This window comes from Streptomyces sp. NPDC090021 (genome assembly GCF_044748225.1).
GTDB lineage: Bacteria > Actinomycetota > Actinomycetes > Streptomycetales > Streptomycetaceae > Streptomyces.
The window spans coordinates 51,849-71,710 of record NZ_JBIVFO010000041.1; the positions used below are offsets into that span (position 1 = coordinate 51,849).

At 74.0% G+C, this 19,862-nt stretch carries 19 protein-coding genes; 13 read left to right on the forward strand and 6 right to left on the reverse strand.

Annotated elements, in window-relative coordinates:
- Positions 1 to 50 precede the first annotated feature (50 nt).
- From glmS to ACIPXC_RS28080, 7 genes are all read left to right on the forward strand, one after another.
- Positions 51 to 1,898: a glutamine--fructose-6-phosphate transaminase (isomerizing) gene (glmS, locus tag ACIPXC_RS28050; protein WP_401623664.1), complete on the forward strand. Its 1,848-nt coding sequence runs from the start codon at positions 51 to 53 to the stop codon at positions 1,896 to 1,898.
- 21 nt (positions 1,899 to 1,919) lie between these two features.
- Positions 1,920 to 2,288, forward strand: a complete 369-nt coding sequence (locus tag ACIPXC_RS28055; RefSeq protein ID WP_401623666.1) for a holo-ACP synthase — start codon at positions 1,920 to 1,922, stop codon at positions 2,286 to 2,288.
- A gap of 4 nt (positions 2,289 to 2,292) precedes the next feature.
- Positions 2,293 to 3,696, forward strand: a complete 1,404-nt coding sequence (locus tag ACIPXC_RS28060) for an NAD(P)H-hydrate epimerase (protein WP_401623668.1) — start codon at positions 2,293 to 2,295, stop codon at positions 3,694 to 3,696.
- A 96-nt stretch (positions 3,697 to 3,792) separates the two neighbouring features.
- Positions 3,793 to 4,929, forward strand: coding sequence for an alanine racemase (gene alr / locus ACIPXC_RS28065; protein ID WP_401623670.1), 1,137 nt, complete (start codon positions 3,793 to 3,795; stop codon positions 4,927 to 4,929).
- Complete coding sequence (locus tag ACIPXC_RS28070) at positions 4,874 to 6,133, forward strand: alpha/beta fold hydrolase (protein ID WP_401623672.1); 1,260 nt, start codon at positions 4,874 to 4,876, stop codon at positions 6,131 to 6,133. The genes alr and ACIPXC_RS28070 overlap by 56 nt, the downstream gene beginning before the upstream one ends.
- A complete protein-coding gene (tsaE, locus tag ACIPXC_RS28075; protein ID WP_401623674.1) occupies positions 6,084 to 6,650 on the forward strand; it encodes a tRNA (adenosine(37)-N6)-threonylcarbamoyltransferase complex ATPase subunit type 1 TsaE in 567 nt (188 codons plus the stop codon). Before ACIPXC_RS28070 ends, tsaE begins: the two co-directional genes overlap by 50 nt.
- 158 nt (positions 6,651 to 6,808) lie before the next feature.
- A complete protein-coding gene (locus ACIPXC_RS28080) occupies positions 6,809 to 6,997 on the forward strand; it encodes a hypothetical protein (protein WP_401623676.1) in 189 nt (62 codons plus the stop codon).
- A gap of 66 nt (positions 6,998 to 7,063) precedes the next feature.
- On the opposite strand, the gene ACIPXC_RS28085 is transcribed toward ACIPXC_RS28080, so the two are convergent.
- Positions 7,064 to 7,624 carry a hypothetical protein gene (locus ACIPXC_RS28085; protein WP_401623678.1) on the reverse strand — a complete coding sequence of 187 codons (561 nt, stop codon included), beginning with the start codon at positions 7,622 to 7,624 and terminating at the stop codon, positions 7,064 to 7,066.
- 119 nt (positions 7,625 to 7,743) lie between these two features.
- Between ACIPXC_RS28085 and tsaB the strand changes: the two genes are divergently transcribed.
- From tsaB to ACIPXC_RS28105, 4 genes are read left to right on the forward strand one after another with little or no spacing between them, the layout of a single operon-like run.
- Positions 7,744 to 8,406, forward strand: a complete 663-nt coding sequence (gene tsaB / locus ACIPXC_RS28090; protein ID WP_401623680.1) for a tRNA (adenosine(37)-N6)-threonylcarbamoyltransferase complex dimerization subunit type 1 TsaB — start codon at positions 7,744 to 7,746, stop codon at positions 8,404 to 8,406.
- A 26-nt stretch (positions 8,407 to 8,432) separates the two neighbouring features.
- Positions 8,433 to 8,912, forward strand: a complete 480-nt coding sequence (gene rimI / locus ACIPXC_RS28095; protein ID WP_030653711.1) for a ribosomal protein S18-alanine N-acetyltransferase — start codon at positions 8,433 to 8,435, stop codon at positions 8,910 to 8,912.
- On the forward strand, positions 8,905 to 10,074 hold the full coding sequence (gene tsaD, locus ACIPXC_RS28100; RefSeq protein ID WP_401623682.1) for a tRNA (adenosine(37)-N6)-threonylcarbamoyltransferase complex transferase subunit TsaD: 1,170 nt from the start codon (positions 8,905 to 8,907) through the stop codon (positions 10,072 to 10,074). The genes rimI and tsaD overlap by 8 nt, the downstream gene beginning before the upstream one ends.
- Positions 10,071 to 10,343, forward strand: a complete 273-nt coding sequence (locus tag ACIPXC_RS28105) for a hypothetical protein (protein ID WP_401623684.1) — start codon at positions 10,071 to 10,073, stop codon at positions 10,341 to 10,343. Before tsaD ends, ACIPXC_RS28105 begins: the two co-directional genes overlap by 4 nt.
- 311 nt (positions 10,344 to 10,654) lie before the next feature.
- On the opposite strand, the gene ACIPXC_RS28110 is transcribed toward ACIPXC_RS28105, so the two are convergent.
- On the reverse strand, positions 10,655 to 11,863 hold the full coding sequence (locus tag ACIPXC_RS28110; protein ID WP_401623686.1) for a methyltransferase domain-containing protein: 1,209 nt from the start codon (positions 11,861 to 11,863) through the stop codon (positions 10,655 to 10,657).
- 185 nt (positions 11,864 to 12,048) lie between these two features.
- Here ACIPXC_RS28110 and ACIPXC_RS28115 point away from each other — a divergent pair, with 185 nt between their 5' ends.
- Both ACIPXC_RS28115 and ACIPXC_RS28120 read left to right on the forward strand, forming a co-directional pair.
- Positions 12,049 to 12,927 carry a polysaccharide deacetylase family protein gene (locus tag ACIPXC_RS28115; RefSeq protein ID WP_401623700.1) on the forward strand — a complete coding sequence of 293 codons (879 nt, stop codon included), beginning with the start codon at positions 12,049 to 12,051 and terminating at the stop codon, positions 12,925 to 12,927.
- Positions 12,928 to 12,941: 14 nt separating this feature from the next.
- On the forward strand, positions 12,942 to 13,811 hold the full coding sequence (locus ACIPXC_RS28120) for a polysaccharide deacetylase family protein (RefSeq protein ID WP_401623688.1): 870 nt from the start codon (positions 12,942 to 12,944) through the stop codon (positions 13,809 to 13,811).
- Between the two features lie 191 nt (positions 13,812 to 14,002).
- Here ACIPXC_RS28120 and ACIPXC_RS28125 read toward each other — a convergent pair whose 3' ends face one another.
- The 4 genes from ACIPXC_RS28125 to ACIPXC_RS28140 form a co-directional block, all read right to left on the reverse strand.
- Positions 14,003 to 15,397, reverse strand: a complete 1,395-nt coding sequence (locus tag ACIPXC_RS28125) for an FtsW/RodA/SpoVE family cell cycle protein (protein WP_401623690.1) — start codon at positions 15,395 to 15,397, stop codon at positions 14,003 to 14,005.
- A complete protein-coding gene (locus ACIPXC_RS28130; RefSeq protein WP_401623692.1) occupies positions 15,385 to 16,596 on the reverse strand; it encodes an LCP family protein in 1,212 nt (403 codons plus the stop codon). Before ACIPXC_RS28130 ends, ACIPXC_RS28125 begins: the two co-directional genes overlap by 13 nt.
- 57 nt (positions 16,597 to 16,653) lie before the next feature.
- A complete protein-coding gene (locus ACIPXC_RS28135) occupies positions 16,654 to 18,039 on the reverse strand; it encodes a sensor histidine kinase (RefSeq protein WP_401623694.1) in 1,386 nt (461 codons plus the stop codon).
- 106 nt (positions 18,040 to 18,145) lie between these two features.
- On the reverse strand, positions 18,146 to 18,826 hold the full coding sequence (locus ACIPXC_RS28140) for a response regulator transcription factor (RefSeq protein ID WP_401623696.1): 681 nt from the start codon (positions 18,824 to 18,826) through the stop codon (positions 18,146 to 18,148).
- Positions 18,827 to 19,862 lie beyond the last annotated feature (1,036 nt).

The window sequence follows — 19,862 nt, forward strand, 5'->3', positions numbered from 1 at the left end:
GCGTGTTCAGGTACGGGGCAGACGGCCGGCCACGGCGTACGCTGCGCCCTATGTGCGGAATTGTGGGTTACGTGGGAGCGCAGTCTGCGCTCGATGTGGTCATCGCCGGACTCAAGCGACTGGAGTACCGCGGCTACGACTCGGCAGGCGTCGCCGTACTCGCAGACGGCAGCCTGGCCGCCGCCAAGAAGGCCGGCAAGCTCGTCAATCTGGAGAAGGAACTGGTCGCGCACCCGCTGCCGGCCGGTTCCACGGGACTCGGGCACACCCGGTGGGCGACCCACGGCGGGCCCACCGACGTCAACGCCCATCCGCACCTCGACAACTCGGGGCGCGTGGCCGTCGTGCACAACGGCATCATCGAGAACTTCGCCGCGCTCCGGACCGAACTCGCCGAGCGGGGACACCGCCTGGAGTCCGAGACCGACACCGAGGTCGTCGCCCACCTGCTGGCCGAGCAGTTCTCGGCCACCGGCGACCTCGCCGAGGCCATGCGGCAGGTGTGCCGCCGCCTCGAAGGCGCGTTCACCCTGGTCGCCGCGCACGCCGACGAACCGGACGTGGTGGTCGGCGCGCGCCGCAACTCCCCCCTGGTGGTCGGCGTCGGGGAAGGGGAGAACTTCCTCGCCTCGGACGTGGCCGCCTTCATCGCCCACACGCGCTCCGCGATCGAGCTGGGCCAGGACCAGGTCGTCGAACTCCGCCGTGAAGGCGTCACCGTGACCAACTTCGACGGTTCGGCCGCCTCCGTCCGCGCCTACCACGTGGACTGGGACGCCTCGGCGGCCGAGAAGGGGGGATACGACTACTTCATGCTCAAGGAGATCGCCGAGCAGCCCAAGGCCGTCGCCGACACCCTCCTGGGCAGGATCGACGCCGGCGGCTCGCTGAGCCTGGACGAGGTGCGCATCCCCGTCTCGGTGCTCAGGGAGGTCGACAAGGTCGTCATCGTGGCGTGCGGTACGGCCTACCACGCGGGCATGATCGCGAAGCTGGCCATCGAGCACTGGACCCGCATCCCGTGCGAGACGGAGCTGGCCAGCGAGTTCCGCTACCGCGACCCGATCCTGGACCAGCGCACGCTGGTGGTCGCGATCTCGCAGTCCGGCGAGACCATGGACACCCTGATGGCGCTGCGCCACGCACGCGAGCAGGGCGCCAGGGTGCTGGCCATCTGCAACACGAACGGGTCGACGATCCCGCGCGAATCGGACGCCGTGCTCTACACGCACGCCGGCCCCGAGGTCGCCGTCGCCTCGACCAAGGCCTTCCTGACCCAGCTGGTGGCCTGCTACCTGGTCGCCCTGTACCTCGGGCAGGCCCGCGGCACCAAGTGGGGCGACGAGATCGAGGCGGTGGTCCGTGAACTGTCCGACATCGCCGCCGCCGTCGACACCGTCCTGGAGACCATGGAGCCGGTACGGGCGCTCGCGCGGTCCCTCGCCGACAAGAACACCGTGCTCTTCCTCGGGCGGCACGTGGGCTACCCGGTGGCACTGGAGGGCGCGCTCAAGCTCAAGGAGCTGGCGTACATGCACGCCGAGGGCTTCGCGGCGGGCGAGCTCAAGCACGGGCCGATCGCGCTCATCGAGAAGGACCTGCCGGTGGTCGTGGTCGTCCCCTCGCCGCGCGGCCGCTCCGTGCTCCACGACAAGATCGTCTCGAACATCCAGGAGATCAGGGCCCGAGGGGCGCGGACCATCGTGATCGCGGAGGAGGGCGACGAGGCGGTGGTGCCGTACGCGGACCACCTGATCCGGATCCCGGCGACACCGACGCTGCTGCAGCCGCTGGTGGCGACGGTGCCGTTGCAGGTGTTCGCCTGCGAGCTGGCCACGGCCCGCGGCAACGAGGTGGACCAGCCGCGTAACCTCGCAAAGTCCGTGACCGTGGAGTAGTCGGGTAGTGGGGAAGTCCTTGTGATTGTCGGCGTCGGGATCGATGTGGCGGAGATCGAGCGGTTCGGCGCGGCGCTGGAGCGCACGCCGAACCTCGCCGGACGGCTGTTCGTCGAGGCCGAGCTGACGCTGCCGAGCGGCGATCGGCGCGGTGTCGCCTCGCTCGCCGCCCGGTTCGCCGCCAAGGAGGCACTGGCCAAGGCGCTCGGCGCGCCCGCCGGTCTGCTGTGGACCGACGCCGAGGTCTATGTGGAGGACACCGGGCAGCCGCGGCTGCGCGTGTCGGGGACGGTGCGGGCGCGGGCCCTGGAGCTGGGCGTGAAGTCCTGGCACATCTCGCTGAGCCATGACGCCGGTGTGGCCTCCGCGGTGGTGATCGCGGAGGGTTGACCTCATGCGTACTGCTTACAGCGTGGAGACCGTACGGGCCGCCGAGCGGGAGCTGATGGCCCGCCTGCCGGAGGGCGCCCTGATGGTGCGGGCGGCGGCCGGACTGGCCGCCGTGTGCGCCGGCCTGCTGGCACGGCGGCCCGGCCGGGTCTACGGGTCCCGGGTCGTGCTGCTCGTCGGCCCGGGGGACAACGGCGGCGACGCCCTGTACGCCGGCGCGCGGCTGGCCCGGCGCGGGGCCGGGGTGACGGCCGTGCCGATGGACCCCGCACGGATGCACGCGGGCGGCCTGGCCGCGCTGCGGGCCGCCGGCGGGCGGGTGGCGCAGGCCGTGCCGCAGCGGGCGGACCTGGTGGTGGACGGCCTCCTCGGGATCGGCGGGCGGGGCGGGCTGCGGCCCGCGGGCGCCGCGCTCGCGGAACGGATCCCGCCGGGGGTCCCCGTGGTCGCCGTGGACCTGCCCAGCGGGGTGGACGCCGACACCGGGGAGGTGGCGGGCCCGGCCGTCACCGCCGATGTGACGGTGACCTTCGGTGCGTACAAACCGGGCCTGCTGATCGACCCCGGGGCCTCCCGGGCGGGCGCGGTGCACCTGGTGGACATCGGGCTGGAGCTGCCGGAGCCCGAGGTGGAGGCGCTCCAGCACGCGGACGTGGCGGGGCTGCTGCCGGAGCCGACGGCGTCGAGCGACAAGTACCGGCGCGGCGTCGTCGGGATCGTCGCCGGCTCGGCGCAGTACCCGGGAGCGGCGGTGCTGGCCGTCGCCGGGGCCCTGCGCGGCGGCGCGGGCGCGGTCCGCTACGTCGGCCCGGCCGCGGACTCCGTCCTGGCGCGCTACCCCGAGACGCTGATCGGGCCCGGCCGGGTGCAGGCGTGGGTGATCGGCCCGGGGCTGGGGGAGGGGCGCGCCGGTGAGGTCGCCGACGTGCTCGCGGGCGACGCGGCGGTACTGGTCGACGCGGACGGCCTGCGCGGCCTGGACCCGGCGGCGCTGCGCGCCCGGACCGCCCCGACCCTGCTGACCCCGCACGCGGGTGAGGCGGCGGCGCTGCTCGGGGTGCCGCGGGAGTCGGTGGAGGCGGGCCGGCTGGCGGCCGTACGGCGGCTGGCGGAGCGGTACGGGGCCACGGTCCTGCTGAAGGGGTCGACGACGCTGGTCGCCTCGGGCGGCGTCCGCGCGGTCCGGGTCAACCCGACGGGCACGCCGTGGCTGGCGACCGCGGGCAGCGGGGACGTGCTGTCCGGGCTGGCCGGGTCCCTCCTGGCGGGCGGGCTGTCCGGCGCGGACGCCGGCTCGGTGGGCGCGTACCTGCACGGCCTGGCGGCCCGCCGCACCGGCGGCCCCCTGCTGGCGCACCAGGTCGCCGAAGCCCTCCCCGCCGCCTGGCAGGACACCACCCGCCCCTGACCGGCGGGGCCGGGCCGGGACCGGGAAACGGAGAAGGGTCTGCCTCTTCGGGCGCCCGCCCCAGGGACCGGCGGGTGTTCTGAGAGACTGTGGGCGATGAACGAGACACCGACGCGCGTGTACGCCGAGATCGATCTTGACGCCGTACGGGAGAACGTGCGCGCACTGCGCGAGCGGGCGCCCCGGTCCGAGCTGATGGCCGTCGTCAAGGCGAACGCCTACGGGCACGGGGCAGTGCAGTGTGCCAGGGCCGCCCGGGAGGCAGGCGCCGCCTGGCTCGGCACCGCCACCCCCGACGAGGCCCTCGCGCTGCGCGCCGCCGGCATCGAAGGCCGCATCCTGTGCTGGCTCTGGACCCCCGGCGGGCCCTGGCAGCAGGCCGTCGAGGCGGACCTGGACGTCTCCGTCAGCGGGATGTGGGCCCTGGACGAGGCGCGCGAGGCCGCCCGCGCGACCGGCCGCACCGCACGCGTCCAGCTCAAGGCCGACACCGGCCTCGGCCGCAACGGCTGTCAGCCCGCCGACTGGGAGGCCCTGGTCGGCGCGGCCGTCGCCGCCCAGGCCGAGGGCACCGTCAAGGTCACCGGGGTCTGGTCGCACTTCGCCTGCGCCGACGAGCCCGGCCACCCCTCGATCCGGCTCCAGCTCGACGCCTTCCGCGAGATGCTCGCGTACGCGGAGAAGGAGGGGATCGACCCCGAGGTCCGGCACATGGCCAACTCGCCCGCCACCCTCACCCTCCCCGACTCGCACTTCGACCTGGTGCGCCCCGGCCTCGCCGTGTACGGGGTCTCGCCCGCCCCGGAGCTCGGCACCCCCGCCCAGCTCGGCCTGCGGCCCGCCATGGCCCTCAAGGCGTCCCTCGCGCTGGTCAAGGCCGTCCCCGCCGGGCACGGGGTGAGCTACGGCCACCACTACGTCACCGGCGGCGAGACGACCCTGGCGCTGGTGCCGGCCGGCTACGCCGACGGCATCCCGCGCCACGCGTCGGGAGCCGGCCCGGTGCTCGTCGGCGGCAGGGTGCGCCACGTCGCCGGACGCGTCGCCATGGACCAGTTCGTGGTCGACCTGGAGGGCGACCCGGCCCGCGTCGGCGACGAGGTCGTCATCTTCGGGGACCCGGAGCGCGGTGAACCCTCCGCCGAGGACTGGGCACGGGCCGCGGGCACGATCGCGTATGAGATCGTCACCCGTGTCGGTGGACGCGTGCCCCGGGTGTACCTGGGCGGCTGAGCGGAGTGAGGGCGGCGGCGTGAGCGAGAACTGGCGCAGGGCCGGCTGGGCCGGCGCCGCCATCGGCGTGATAGCCGCGGGCGCGGCGGCCGGTGTCGCGGTCGAGCGGATCACCGTCGGGCGCGGCATGCGCAGGAAGGCCCGCCTGGCCCTCGACGCCGCCGGGGACTACGGCTCCCTGCGCGGGACCGAGGGGACCTGCCGGGCCGAGGACGCCACCGAGCTCCACTACGAGGTCGACGAACTCCCCGAGGACGGCAAGCGGCGCCGACTGCGGCGCAAGCCCGAGCCCCGGGCGACCGTCGTCTTCTGCCACGGCTACTGCCTGGCCCAGGACTCCTGGCACTTCCAGCGGGCGGCCCTGCGCGGCGTGGTCCGCGCCGTCTACTGGGACCAGCGCAGCCACGGGCGCAGCGCGCGCGGCCTGGCCCAGGCGGACGGCGAACCGCTGACCATCGAGCAGCTGGGCCGGGACCTGAAGGCCGTCATCGAGGCGGCGGCCCCCGAGGGCCCGCTGATCCTGGTGGGTCACTCGATGGGCGGAATGACCATCATGGGATTCGCCGAGCAGTACCCCGACATCGTGCGGGACCGCGTCGTCGGCGTCGCCCTGGTCGGCACCTCCAGTGGCCGGCTCGACGAGGTGACGTACGGACTCCCCGCGGCCGGGATGGGCGCCGTGCGCAGGATCCTGCCGGGCGTGCTGAAGGCGCTCGGATCGCAGGTGGAGCTGGTCGAGAAGGGCCGCCGGGCCACCGCGGACCTCCTCGCCGGCATGATCAAGATGTACTCGTTCGGCTCGCGCGACGTGGATCCCGGCGTCGCGCGCTTCGCGGAACGGCTCATCGAGGCCACCCCGATCGACGTCGTCGCGGAGTTCTACCCGGCCTTCCAGACCCACGACAAGAGCGCCGCGCTCCAGCAGTTCGCCCGCGTCCCGGTCACCGTCATCGCCGGGGACAAGGACATGATCACCCCGCCCGGGCACAGCGTGGCCATCAAGGACCTGCTGCCCGCCGCCGAGCTCGCCGTCCTGGAGTCCACCGGGCACCTGATGATGCTGGAGCGCCCCGAGACCGTGACCCGGCTGCTCACCGAGCTGCTGGCCCGCACCGGGACGGTGGCGGTCCCCGTAGCGACTAACGTTGGCGTGCATGGAAGAAGTACCGCTGGAAGCACAGCGCAGCCAGGCACCGGCAGCTGAGTCCGGGCACGGGACACAGACCCGGATCACCGTTGACTCCCCCTGGGCGATGCAGGAGCTGGGCCGCCGGATCGCCGGTCTGCTGCGGCCCGGTGACCTCGTCCTGCTGACTGGTGAACTGGGCGCGGGCAAGACCACGCTGACCCGGGGCCTCGGCGAGGGCCTGGGCGTGCGCGGGGCCGTGACCTCCCCGACCTTCGTGATCGCCCGGGTGCACCCCTCCCTGACCGGCGGTCCGGCGCTGGTGCACGTGGACGCCTACCGCCTGGGCGGCGGCCTGGAGGAGATGGAGGACCTGGACCTCGACGTCTCGCTGCCCGAGTCCGTGGTCGTCGTCGAGTGGGGCGACGGCAAGGTCGAGGAGCTCTCCGACGACAGGCTGCATGTGGTGATCGCGCGGGCCGTGGGCCACGAGGAGGTCCTGGACGACGTCCGTGAGGTCTCGGTGCACGGCGTGGGAGCGCGCTGGGACGCCGGGGCGGGGCTGGACGCACTGGCCGGAGCGTTCTCGCAGTAGACCGGAGTGCTCCCTGAGCGGACCGGAGCGCTCCCGGAGCAAGCGTCCCGACAACTCGTCGGCAAGATATTGCGTTGGCGGCAGCCCTCGTGATGACATGGTACCGAGAGTTTCTTAGGTATGCCTAAGTACGGTGTCCCGGGGTCCAGGAGGCAGCCATGTCGGCACCAGCAGGAGCACAGCGCCACCCCCGCCCGTCCGCCGTCTCCATGCACGCGCTGCTGGCCGCCGGCATCGCCGCCAACGCCGTCTCCACACCGCCCTCGCGCGAACAGCGCGCACCGCGCGAGGGCGCGCCCGAGGGGGGCGTACGCGAACAGGCCGCTCCGGAGTCCGAAGCGGCCTGAAGGTCCCGGCACGTACGTCCCGGCCTCTCGGCCGGTCGCCCGTGCGGGTGAAGGAACGGCGTCCCGTCAGGGGATGACGACGACCTTGGAGTTGATCGTCGCGAAGGCCCACATCGCGTCGCCGTCGGCGCGCGCCATACGGATGCCTCCGGTCTTCTTGTTCGGGTCGGGCTCCGGGGTCGTGCCGTCCACCCGCGCACTGAAACCGACCGCCACGCCCTCCTGGGTGGCGAACCGGACCACGTGCTCGATCGGCACCCCGTCCGAGCCCGTCACCGCGCCCGAACGCGAACCGACGATGTAGGTGCCCGGCTTCGGGTGGACCGTGCTCGGCACCACCGCGAACGACTGCGGCTGCTGCGTGGCGTCCCCCACCAGCCACACCCGCTTCTGGCCCAACGAGTACACGACGCGCACGCCCGTGCCGGAAGACTCGGGCACGGGCGCCGGCTTCGCCGGGTCCTGCCGGCCCGCGGCCGCCGGGCTCGCCGCCGGAGCCGGCTCCTGCGCGGCGGCCTGCGGGGGACGCGCCGGAGCCGTCGCGGAAGCCTGGTAGCCGAGGAAGCCGACGGCGGCGATCGCCGCGGCGGTGAGCCCGGCCACGATTCCCGAGCTGCTGCGTGCCACCTTGCTCCACCTCTCCGCGCTGACGTGATCCCTCGTGATCTCTCCGTCGAAAGGTAGCAGCCGCCCCGCTCCACCACCGGGCGCAAGGGGCGCGGTCGCCGGAGTCGTAGGCTGTTCGCGTGCTCTTGCTCGCTGTAGATACCGCCACGCCCGCCGTCACCGTCGCCCTGCACGACGGCGAGGCCGTCCTCGCCGAGTCCGACCAGGTCGACGCCCGCCGCCACGGGGAGCTGCTCATCCCCTCCGTGGACCGCGTCCTCGCCGAGGCGGGACTGAAGCTCGACGCCGTCACCGGCATCGTCGTCGGCGTCGGCCCCGGCCCCTACACCGGACTGCGTGTCGGCCTCGTCACCGCCTCCACCTTCGCCGCCGTGCTGGGCGTGCCCGTCCACGGCCTGTGCACGCTCGACGGCCTCGCCTACGCCGCGGGCACCGCCGGGATCGAGGGCCCCTTCACCGTCGCCACCGACGCGCGGCGCAAGGAGGTCTACTGGGCCCGCTACGAGGACCCGCGTACGCGCGTCGGCGAGCCCGCCGTGGACCGCCCGGCGGAGATCGCCGAACAGGTCGCCGGCCTGCCCGCGGTGGGCCAGGGCGCGCTCCTCTACCCCGAGGTGTTCCCCGACGCCCGGGGCCCCGAGCACCAGTCGGCCGCCGCACTGGCCTCCCTCGCGGCGGAACGACTCGCCGCGGGCGAGGAGTTCCTCCCGCCGACCCCGCTCTACCTGCGCCGCCCCGACGCGCAGGTCCCCAAGAACTACAAGGTGGTCACCCCGCAGTGACCACGGCCGAGACGGTTCTGCGCGAGATGCGCTGGTGGGACATCGCACCCGTGCTGGAACTGGAACACGACCTCTTCCCCGAGGACGCCTGGTCCGCCGGGATGTTCTGGTCCGAACTGGCCCACGCGCGCGGCCCGCAGGCCACCCGCCGCTACGTCGTCGCCGAGACGGCCGACGGCCGCCTCGTCGGCTACGCCGGGCTGGCCGCCGCCGGCGACCTGGCCGACGTACAGACCATCGCGGCCGCCCGCGACCAGTGGGGGACCGGGCTCGGCGCCCGGCTCCTGACCGACCTGCTGCGCGCCGCCACCGCGTTCGAGTGCGCCGAGGTGCTGCTGGAGGTGCGCGTGGACAACACCCGCGCCCAGAAGCTCTACGAGCGCTTCGGCTTCGAGCCCATCGGCTTCCGGCGCGGCTACTACCAGCCGGGCAACGTCGACGCGCTCGTCATGCGCCTGACCGACCCCGCACAAGCACGAACTGAGAGCAGTGAGAGCAATGGCTGACGAACCGCTCGTCCTCGGCATCGAGACGTCCTGCGACGAGACCGGCGTCGGCGTCGTCCGCGGCACCACCCTCCTCGCGGACGCGATCGCGTCGAGCGTCGACGAGCACGCGCGCTTCGGCGGCGTCGTCCCCGAGGTGGCCTCGCGGGCCCACCTGGAGGCGATGGTCCCCACCATCGAACGCGCCCTGAAGGAAGCCGGCGTCAGCGCCCGCGACCTCGACGGCATCGCCGTCACGGCCGGACCCGGCCTCGCCGGGGCGCTGCTGGTGGGCACCTCCGCCGCCAAGGCCTACGCCTACGCCCTCGGCAAGCCCCTCTACGGCGTCAACCACCTGGCCTCGCACATCTGCGTGGACCAGCTGGAGCACGGGCCGCTGCCCGAGCCGACCATGGCGCTCCTGGTGTCCGGCGGCCACTCCTCGCTGCTGCTGGCCCCCGACATCACCTCCGACGTACGGCCGCTCGGCGCGACCATCGACGACGCCGCGGGCGAGGCCTTCGACAAGATCGCGCGCGTGCTGCAGCTGGGCTTCCCCGGCGGCCCGGTCATCGACCGGCTCGCGAAGGAGGGCGACCCGAAGGCGATCAACTTCCCGCGCGGCCTGACGGGCTCGCGCGACCCCGCGTACGACTTCTCCTTCTCCGGGCTGAAGACGGCCGTGGCGCGCTGGATCGAGGCGAAGCGGAACGCGGGTGAGGAGGTGCCGGTGCGCGACGTGGCGGCGTCCTTCCAGGAGGCCGTCGTGGACGTGCTGACGCGCAAGGCGATCCGCGCGTGCAAGGACGAGGGCGTCGACCACCTGATGATCGGCGGCGGTGTCGCGGCCAACTCCCGGCTGCGTTCGCTCGCCCAGGAGCGCTGCGACGCCGCGGGGATCACCCTGCGCGTGCCGCGGCCGAAGCTCTGCACAGACAACGGCGCGATGGTGGCGGCCCTCGGCGCGGAGATGGTCAGGCGGAACCGTCCGGCCTCGGACTGGGACCTGTCGGCGGACTCCTCGCTGCCGGTCACGGACCCGCACGTGCCGGGCACGGCCCACGCGCACGGCCACGACGACCCGGCCGGGCACGGCCACGGCCACGCGCACGGTCACGGTCACGGTCACGGGCACGACCACGACCACGTGCACGAGCTGAGCAAGGACAACCTCTACTCGTGAGCACCGTCGCGCTGATGTGGGAGGCCCGGGCCGCCGACGGCCGGGGCAACGAGCTGCTGGAGTGGGCCCGGGCCCAGATCCTGGCCAGGGAACCGGTGCGCCGCGAGGTGTTCCGGGCCCCGCAGGAGCGGGTACTCGTGATCACCTGGTGGGAGGCGGCCGAGGGCATCGCGGCGGACCTGCCCGAACTGCCCGAGCCGGCCGCCGACCTGATCACGCGCGCGGTGCACCGCTGGCGGTTCGAGTCGGTGGAGGTCGACGGAGGTTAGCCGGAGGGCCCGCGATCTTCCGGCCTCCGGGCCCATGAGCCGGGCGGCCCCCCCGCCCGGCAGGCGCCCGGCGCGGCGACCCCCGCCCGCCCCGCGCCGCCCGGTCCGCCCGCCCCACGCCGCCTGCCCCGCGCCGCCCGGTCCGCCCGCCCCGGTCCGCCCGCCCCGCGCCGCCCGGTCCGCCCGCCCCACGCCGCCCGCCCCGCGCCGCCCGGTCCGCCCGCCCCGCGCCGCCCGCCCCGCGCCGCCCGGTCCGCCCGCCCCGCGCCGCCTGCGCCGCCCGCCCCGCGCCGCCTGGGCCGCCTGGCACGTCACTGCCCGGGCGTCGCCGCAGGCGGTACGGCAGGCGGCACGGCGGGTGCGCCGATCAGCATCGAGGGGGCGCCCGCCACCCGCGTCAGGAACACGGTCGCCGAGTTCGGGCCCTGCGGCTTGACCTTCTTGCGCAGTTCCTCGGGCTCGATGGCCGAACCGCGCTTCTTCACGGTCAGGATCCCGACCTCGCGCTCGCGCAGCAGCGCCTTCAGCTTCTTCAGCCCGAACGGCAGCACGTCGGTGATCTCGTACGCGGTCGCGTACGGCGTCTCCCGCAGCTCGTCCGCGGTGATGTAGGCGATGGTCGGGTCGATGAGCCGGCCGTCCAGCCGCTCGGCGACCTCGGCGACCAGATGGGCGCGGATCACGGCGCCGTCGGGCTCGTACAGCCAGCGGCCGACCGGCCCGGCCTCCGGGTCGGGCAGCGGATCGGCGGTGTGCAGCCCGCGCGGCCCGGGGAGCAGGGTGGCGCGCACGGTCCCGGGGGCGGTGCCGAACCAGAGCACGGCCTCCTTGACGTCTCCCTGGTCCGAGATCCACTCGGCCTCGGCCTCCGCCGGGACCGCCTCGTGCGGGATCCCCGGGGCGATCTTGATGGCCGCGTACTTCGCCGCTCGGGCCGTCTCCACCGCCCACGACAGCGGCGGCGAGTAGGACTCCGGATCGAAGATCCGCCCGCGCCCCCCGCGCCGGGCCGGGTCGATGAAGACCGCGTCGTAGCCGGTGGTGTCCACCTCCGTCACATCCGCCTCCCGGACCTCGATCAGGTCCGCCAGGCCCAGCGCCTCGGCGTTGGCGCGCGCGACGGCCGCCGTCAGCGGGTCGTGGTCCACCGCGAGCACCCGGATGCCGAGCCGGGCCAGGGCGAGGGCGTCGCCGCCGATGCCGCAGCACAGGTCGGCGACGCTGCGCACGCCGAGCGCCGCGAGCCGTTCGGCCCGGTAGGAGGCCACCGACGCGCGGGTGGCCATCTCGCCGCCGCCGGGGGTGAAGTACATCCGGAAGGCGTCCTCGGCCCCGAACTTCGCCACCGCGCGCTGCCGCAGCCGGGCCTGCCCGAGGGCCGCCGAGACCAGCCCTGCGGGGTGCTCGCGGCGCAGCCGGGTGGCGACGGCCAGCTCCCGGGCCGGCTCGTAGTCGCGGAGCGAGTCGAGGAGGGCGCGGCCCTCGGGGGTGAGGAGGGCGGCGAAGTCTTCGGGGGTCACGGGTCCATTGTCGGCGACGGGGTGTGTGGGCCGGTCGGAGGAACGTCGCGCCCCGGTGCGCGGTGTCGTCCCGGAAGCCCGCGTGTCGGGTGCCAGGATGCGCTGCTATGCAGCTAGTCGGACAAAGGGAAGATAAGACGCAACTGGGTCACCGGTGCGCGGCGGGTCCGCGCGGCCGGTTCGGGGTGGCCGTGGCCGCCCTGCTGGTAGCCGCCCTCGGCACGGCGTGCGGCTCGGGGCAGTCGGGTGCCCCGGACAAGGCCGAGAAGGAGAAGGCCGCCAAGGGCGCGGAGGCGGGCGTTGCGGGCGCGCTCAGCGCCGCCGAGAAGGCCAAGGCGCTGCAGCAGGCACGCGTCGCCGCCGCGAAGAAGTGGGGCCTGCGCCAGGTGCCGCTCGCCGCGCCCGCGGCGCCGAAGGAGAAGCCCGAGATCAGCACGCGCGACGGCTTCGAGGTGTGGAACCACGAAGAGGACGAACTGCCGCCGGTCTTCACCACCGTCCCGACGGAGGACAAGGTCGTCTTCCTGACCATCGACGACGGCTCGGAGAAGGACCCCGAGTTCCTGAAGATGATGCAGGAGCTGAAGATCCCGTACACGGCCTTCCTCAGCGACTACCTGGTGAAGGACAACTACCCGTACTTCAAGCAGATGCAGGCCGCCGGCGTCACCCTGAACAACCACACCCTCAACCACCGCTACATGCCCGGGCTGTCGTACGAGCAGCAGCGCGAGGAGATCTGCGGCCAGCAGGACACCATCCAGAAGACCTTCGGCAAGCGTCCGACCCTCTTCCGGCCGCCGTACGGCAACTACAACGACGACACCCTCAAGGCGGCGAAGTCCTGCGGCATCAAGGCCGTCCCGCTGTGGAACGCGGAGGCGTTCACGAACCGCATGGACTACCGCGAGTGGGACCGCGACCTGCACCCCGGTGACATCATCCTCACGCACTTCCGGGGCAAGGAGGACTGGAAGGGCACCATGCCTGACATGATCCGTCATGTCATGAAGACCGTCACGGACAAGGGATATGCCGTGGCCCGCCTGGAGGACTACTTGTGAGGTATGCGCGCCGGTTGGTAGCCGGAACGCTGGCGGCCGGCGCGCTCGCGCTCTCCCTGGCGGGGTGCGGGGAGAGCGTGGAGCCCATCGAACGGCTGGGCCGCAAGACGACGCAGGAGCCGTCGCGGACGCCGTCCGCGTCCGCGACGGCGCCCGGGTCCTCGCCCGCCCCCGCGCAGGGGGGCGCGTCGGACGAGGCGTACCGGAAGTGGGGCCTGACGGCCCCCGTCCAGTACGCGCCGAAGCCCGCACAGAAGCCGCAGATCCCCAAGGCATCCCCGGGCAAGGTCCCGGTGATAGACCGAATACCCGTGCCGGCCGGGGAGAAAATAGTCTTCCTGACCTTCGACGACGGCGCGGAGAAGGACCCCGAGTTCCTGAGGATGGCGGCCGACCTCCAGCTGCCGATCAGCATGTTCCTGACGGACAGCGTGGCCTCTTCGGACTACGGGTACTTCGAGAAGCTCCGCGACAACGGCTCGGCGAGCACGGTGAACAACCACACGCTGACCCACCCGAACCTGCGGACCCTCTCCTTCGAGGCGCAGAAGAAGGAGATATGCGGCCAGCAGGACAGGCTGGAGCAGCGCTTCGGCCGACGCCCGCCGCTCTTCCGCCCGCCCTTCGGCAACTACAACGACGACACCCTCCGGGCCGCCTCGGAGTGCGGAGTCTCGTCGGTCCTGCTGTGGCGGGTGTCGATGCAGATCAACAACTTCCAGTACGCCCAGGGTTCCGCCCTCCAGCCTGGCGACATCATCCTGGCCCACTTCCGCGGCCCGTCCGAACTCAAGGGCGCGACGGAGATCCAGATGACGACCCGCATGCTCCAGCGCATCCAGGAGCAGGGCTACAGGATCGGCCGCCTGGAGGACTACCTGTAGGGGCCGGTACGAACCTCCGCGCACTCGGCGCCTCCACCCCCGCGGCCCCACCGCCCCGGCCGGTGGCCGCCCACCCGCCCCCTGCATCCCGCTCCCCACACCACCCCGCGCCTCCCACCCCCGACCACCACCCCGACGCAGGGGGCGGGGCCGCGGGGGTGGAGGGGCCGGGGCGCGGGATTCCGTACCCCCTACACCCGCACCACCGGGGTGATCGTCGTTTCCGCCGGGCCTCGGGCGTCGGCCTCGCGCTGGCGTTCCGCGCTGTCGCTGATGCGCAGGAGGAGGGCGATCATGATCCAGTTGGCCAGGAGGGACGAGCCGCCCTTCGCCAGGAAGGGCAGCGCCTTGCCGGTCAGGGGGATCAGGCCCGTGACGCCTCCGGCGACCACGAACACCTGAAGCGCCAGCGCCGAGGCCAGGCCCACCGCCAGCAGCTTGCCGAAGGGGTCGCGGGCGCCGAGTGCCATCCGCAGCCCGCGCTGCACGAGGAGCGCGTAGAGGATCAGTACGGCCATGACCCCGGCCAGGCCGAGCTCCTCGCCCACGGTGGTGAGGATGAAGTCGCTGCGCCCGGCGAACTTGATCAGCTCGGGGTGCCCCAGTCCGAGGCCGGTCCCGGAGACACCGCCCGTACCGAAGCTGAACAGCGCCTGCGCCGACTGGTCCGAGGTGACGCCCGGGGGAGGGTTCTCCCAGTAGACGGAGAGCGGGTTCAGCCAGGCCGCCACACGCGCCTTGACGTGCGGCTCCGTCGAGCCGACCACGAAGGCGCCCGCCGAGGCCATGAGCAGGCCGCACACGATCCAGCTGGTGCGCTCGGTGGCGACGTACAGCATCACCACGAAGACGCCGAAGAAGATCAGCGACGTTCCCAGGTCCCGCTCGAAGACCAGCACCAGCATCGAGAGGATCCACACCGTGATGATGGGCCCGAGCTGGCGCATCGGAGGCAGCCTCATGCCGAGGAACTTACGGCCCGTCAGGGCGAGGGAGTCCCGGTGGATGACCAGATAGCCGGCGAAGAAGATCGCGATCATGATCTTCACGAACTCGCCGGGCTGAACCGAGAACCCGAAGAGGATGATCCACCTCTTGGCGCCGTACGTGTCCGCGCCGAAGAACGCCGGCGCGATCAGCAGCACCAGCGCGACCGCCATCGTGAGGTAGATGAACCGCTGGAGCAGCCGGTGGTCACGCAGCAGGGCCAGGACCGCGATGCAGGCGGCGACGCCGACCACCGTCCACAGCAGCTGGCCCGGGGCGTTGGCGTCCGCGTTCCACCGCTCGATGTAGCTCTGGTCGAGCCGGTGGATCAGGACCAGCCCCAGCCCGGTCAGCAGCATGGCGAGCGGGAGGACCAGCGGGTCCGCGTAGGCCGCGAAGCGGCGCACGCCCAGGTGCCCCACCAGTGCCAGCAGCGTCATGCTGACGGCGAAACGGGCGAGGTTGGGCGGGAGCCCGCCGTTCATCGCGAGACCCGCGGCGGCGTGCCCGAAGACGGCGATGGCGACGACGAAGGCGAGGAGCAGTGCCTCGGTGCGACGGCGGGCGCCCGCCGTCGTCAGGGGCCTCAGTCCACGCACGGGATGCCGTCGCCGTCCTGGGGGGCGGACGGGGAGGGCTGCGAGGAGGGCGGTGACGCCTCACGCGCCCCCGGCGTGGCGCCGGGCGCGTCGGCCGAGGCGCTCGGTGCGCCGGGGCTTGCGGAAGCCTTGGGTCCGATCTGCTCTGCAATGAGGCGCTTTATCTTCATATCATCTACGACGTTGATGTCCTCCCCACGGTTCCGCCCGAAGCGCTCCACGGGGAGTGTCGTGAACCGCACCCTGCCGCCGGACAGGCTTTTCGCCTGCTTCACGAACGACAGCAGGTCCCACCCCCGGTCGGTCACCACGTCCTGTTTCGCGGCGTCGATCAGCTTGATCAGCTTCACCGGGTCGGTGAAGGTCCCGGCGGAGTTCAGCTTCTTCGTCGCGCCCGCGAGGAAGGCCTGTTGCCGCTTCGTCCGGTCCAGGTCGCCGCCCTCCAGGCCGTGCCGCTGGCGTACGAAGGCGAGCGACTGCCGGCCGTCGAGCGTCTGCGGGCCCGCCGGGAAGTCGGCGCCCGAGTACCGGTCCTTCACCGCCTTGTTCAGGCACACCGGTACGCCGCCCAGCGCGTCCGCGAGGTGGTAGAAACCGGCCAGGTTCAGCTCGGCGAAATGATCGACCGGCACGCCCAGGAAGTCGCGCACCGTCGCGATCTGCGCCGCCCGCCCCGCCTCCCGGCCCTCCCGTTCCAGCTGCCGGGCGTCCTTCATGCCCTGCGCGGCGAGCTGCCCCTCCTTCTGCGCCTTCGCCAGCCCGTACGCCTTCTTGATCTTGTCCTTGCCGTGGCCGGGAATGTCGACGAAGTCGTCGCGCGGCACCGAGAAGGCCGTCGCCCGGCCGCCGTCCCCCGGCACGTGCAGCAGGATCAGGGTGTTCGCGTTGTATCCGCCGATGTCCGAACTGCCGGCGTGCAACTGGTCGAGGACTTCCTGCGGCAGCTTCTCGCCGTTCTGGTCCCGGCGGCTGTCCAGGCCGATGAGCAGGATGTTGGTGTCGCCGAACCTCGACTTCTCGGCCCCTTCGAGCACCTTGGAGCTGCCGATGCCGGCGGCCAGGTCCCGGTACAGGTACCAGGCGCCCCCGCCCGCCATGACCGCCAGCGCACAGCCCGTGACCAGCAGCGTGCGACCGAGCCGCCGCCGGCGGGACGGGCGGCGGCGTCGGGTCGTCGTCTTCCTCCGGTGCGCGCTCATGCCAGTCGATGGTGGGGCAGACCCGCTGAAGGAATCCTGAGGTTCCTGAAGGGGCGCTCAGGCCGGGCCGCCGCCCGGGCCCACCCCCTGGCGGATCCGCAGCACCAGCCGCGCGCCCCCATCCGGCGCCGCCCATGCCCGTACGTCGCCCCCGTGCGCCCGCGCGATCTCGCGGGCGATGGCCAGGCCGAGGCCCGTCCCGCCGCCCGCCCGGCTGCGGCCGGAGTCCAGCCGGACGAACCGCTCGAAGATCCGGTCGCGGTCCGCGTCGGGGATGCCCGGGCCGTCGTCGGTGACCTCCAGGACCGCCCAGCCGTCCTGCTCCGCGGCCCGGACGGCGACCTCGGAGCGGGCGTGCCGCAGGGCGTTGTCCACCAGGTTGGCCAGCGCCCGCTCCAGCCGCGCCGGGTCCCCGGCCGCCGGTACGGGCGCCCGCGCGTCCAGCCGCAGCGCGACCCGGGCGCCACCCCGGCGCGCCACGTCCTCCGCGGCCAGCAGCGCCAGGTCCACCGGCTCGGTCCGGGGCGGCGGCCCGCCGTCCAGGCGCGCCAGCAGCAGCAGGTCCGCCGCGATCCGCTGGAGCCGCTCGGTTTCGGCCAGCGCGGCCCCGACCGACTCGCGGTCGGGGCGGCCGGCCGCCAGCGCCACCTCCAGCCGGGACCGTACGGCGGCCAGCGGATTGCGCAGCTCGTGCGAGGCGTCCGCGGTGAACTGCCGCTGCCGGGCGTCGGAGCGCTCCAGCCGGTCGAGCGTGGCGTTCACGGCCCGCGCCAGTCGCGCGATCTCGTCCGCCCCGCCGGGGTCCGGGACCCGCCGGTCCAGCTCGCTGGCGGTCACCGACGCCAGCTCGGTGCGGATGGCGTCCACCGGACGCAGCGCACGGCCGGTCACCCACCAGGCCAGGGCCGCGGCGAAGCCGGTCAGCGGGGGCGCGCCCGCGAGCAGCCCGACGGCGACGGCCCGGGTCGCGTCGTCGACGTCGCCGAGCACGGTCATGGCGTAGACCGTGTACCCGCCGGGCGCGGCTACGGCGACCACCGCCCGCCGGTGCCCGCCGGGGTGCTCGGGCGGGAGCACGGCCGAGCGGGCGTCCTCGCCGGGGCCGGGCCGCGGCGCGCCGTCCAGGGCGGCTGCGCGCCCCGGGTCGCCCCCGGTCGCGGCGACCGTACGGCCGGCGGCGTCCCGTACGAGAACCAGGTCCACGCCGTTCTCCGGTGCGGGCAGCCGTCCGCCGGGCGGCGGGGTACGGGCGTCGAGCTGGGCGGCGGCCCTGAGGGCGGCGAGCTCGGTGCGGCCGGTGGTGTTGTCGAGGAGGTTGGCCCGCAGCAGGGCGTGCAGCCAGAGCCCGCCGGCGGCCAGGACGGCGGCCATGGCGAGGGCGGCGGCCGCGGCGGTACGCGCCCGTATCCCGGGCCGTCGCCCAGGAGGCGTCGTGCCGGTCACACCGGGCCCGCGGGCCCTGGCACCGCGCCCCACCCCCCGGACTCCGCCCGGGGGGACCCCCGGGTCGCCCCCGCTCCCCGATCCGGCCCGGCCGGCCGGACACCCCCTAGCCACCGTCGGGGGCCATCCGGTAGCCGGTGCCGTGGACGGTGCGGATCGAGCGGCGGCCGAAGGGTGCGTCGATCTTCTTGCGCAGCGAGGAGACGTACACCTCGACGATGTTCGGGTCGATGTCGTGCGGGGTGTCCCAGACCTCGTCGAGGATGTCCTGCTTGGCGACGGCCCGGCCGGGCTGCTCCATCAGGCAGGCGAGCACGCCGACTTCGCGGGCGGTGAGCTCGACGTCCCGCTCGCCGCGGCGGCAGCGGCGGCCCCGCGGGTCCAGGACGAGGTCGCCGGTCCGGAGGATGCCGCGGTCCACGGACCCGGCGCGGCGCACCAGCGCCCGGATCCGGGCGGCCAGGACCACGAAGGAGAACGGCTTGGTGAGGTAGTCGTCGGCGCCGGCGTCCAGCCCCTCGGCCTCGTCGTGCTCGCCGTCCTTGGCGGTGAGCATCAGCACGGGGGTGGTGACGCCGTGGGCGCGCATGCGCGTGCAGATGGCGCGGCCGCCGGGACCCGGGAGCATCAGGTCGAGCAGGACGACGTCGTACGGGCCGCCGGCGAGGGCGAGGTCCAGGCCGCGGTGGCCGTCGTGCGCGACGTCGACGATGTGCCCGTCGGCGGACAGGCCGCGCCGCAGGGACTCGGCGAGGCCTTCTTCGTCTTCGACCACGAGGATGCGCACGGGTTCAAGCGTCACATATCCCCCGAACGGGGCCCCTGCGGGGTTGCTCGGCGGGTCCGGGGCTGGCTTCGCGGGGTCGGGAGCGTGCCGCCGGGCCCCTGCGGGGTTGCTCGGCGGATACGGGGCTGGCTTCGCGGGGTCGGGAGCGTGTCGCGGGCCCCGGGTTGCGGGCACGGTGCGGCGGGGTCGGGGGGCCGGGCCCCTGCGGGGTTGCTCGGCGGGTCCGGGGCTGGCTTCGCGGGGTCGGGAGCGTGTCGCGGGTCCCGGGTTGCGGGCGTGGTGCGGGTGGGTCGGGGGGCCGGGCAGGGGTGTCTCCTCGGCTCGGCGCGTGCTCTTTGTCCCGGCTGTACCCGGTGGTCGCGCCTCGTCCTGCGGGGACACCCCTGCCCGTCCCCCCTCCAGCCGTACGGGCAGGCTCCGGAAAACCGTGGTGTCGCCCGGGCGGAGCCGCGGCGTAGGGCGGGGACACCCCTGCCGAGCCCCCTCCAGCCGTACGAGCAGGCTCCGGGAGGGCGTGGTGTCGCCTGGGCGGAGCTGTGGCGTGGGGCGGGGACACCCCTGCCGGGCCTCCCTCCAGCGGTACGGGCAGGCTCCGGGAGGGCGTGGTGTCGCCTGGGCGGAGCCGTGGCGTGGGGCGGGGACACGGGGGAGTGTCCCCGCAGGACGAGGCGCGACCAAGGCCGCCTGGCCGGGACAAGGAGACCGCGCCGAGCCGAGGAGACACTCCGCCGGGGCACCGGCCCACACCCCCACACCACCGACCAGCAGGCACAGGCCGTACCGCCGAGTCCGGCGCAGCGGCATTGGTCACCCCCGGCGGGAGCCGGCCCGCACTCCCGCACCACCGGCCAGCCGAAACCCCGCCCGTACCGCCGAGCCCGGCGCAGCGGCATTGGCCACCCCCGGCGGGAGCCGACCCGTACCGCCGAGCCCGGCACAGGGGCATTGGCCACCCCCGGCGGGAGCCGACCCGTACCGCCGAGCCCGGCACAGGGGCATTGGCCACCCCCGGCGGGAGCCGACCCGTACCGCCGAG

Excerpts from the sequence above, each read along its gene's own strand:
- tsaE (WP_401623674.1), top strand. The coding sequence starts at position 6,084 with ATGGAAGAAGTACCGCTGGAAGCACAGCGCAGCCAGGCACCGGCAGCT.
- alr (WP_401623670.1), top strand. The coding sequence starts at position 3,793 with ATGAACGAGACACCGACGCGCGTGTACGCCGAGATCGATCTTGACGCC.
- tsaD (WP_401623682.1), top strand. The coding sequence starts at position 8,905 with ATGGCTGACGAACCGCTCGTCCTCGGCATCGAGACGTCCTGCGACGAG.
- ACIPXC_RS28070 (WP_401623672.1), top strand. The coding sequence starts at position 4,874 with ATGAGATCGTCACCCGTGTCGGTGGACGCGTGCCCCGGGTGTACCTGG.
- glmS (WP_401623664.1), top strand. The coding sequence starts at position 51 with ATGTGCGGAATTGTGGGTTACGTGGGAGCGCAGTCTGCGCTCGATGTG.
- ACIPXC_RS28080 (WP_401623676.1), top strand. The coding sequence starts at position 6,809 with ATGTCGGCACCAGCAGGAGCACAGCGCCACCCCCGCCCGTCCGCCGTC.
- rimI (WP_030653711.1), top strand. The coding sequence starts at position 8,433 with ATGCGCTGGTGGGACATCGCACCCGTGCTGGAACTGGAACACGACCTC.
- ACIPXC_RS28130 (WP_401623692.1), bottom strand. The coding sequence starts at position 16,596 with ATGAGCGCGCACCGGAGGAAGACGACGACCCGACGCCGCCGCCCGTCC.
- ACIPXC_RS28060 (WP_401623668.1), top strand. The coding sequence starts at position 2,293 with ATGCGTACTGCTTACAGCGTGGAGACCGTACGGGCCGCCGAGCGGGAG.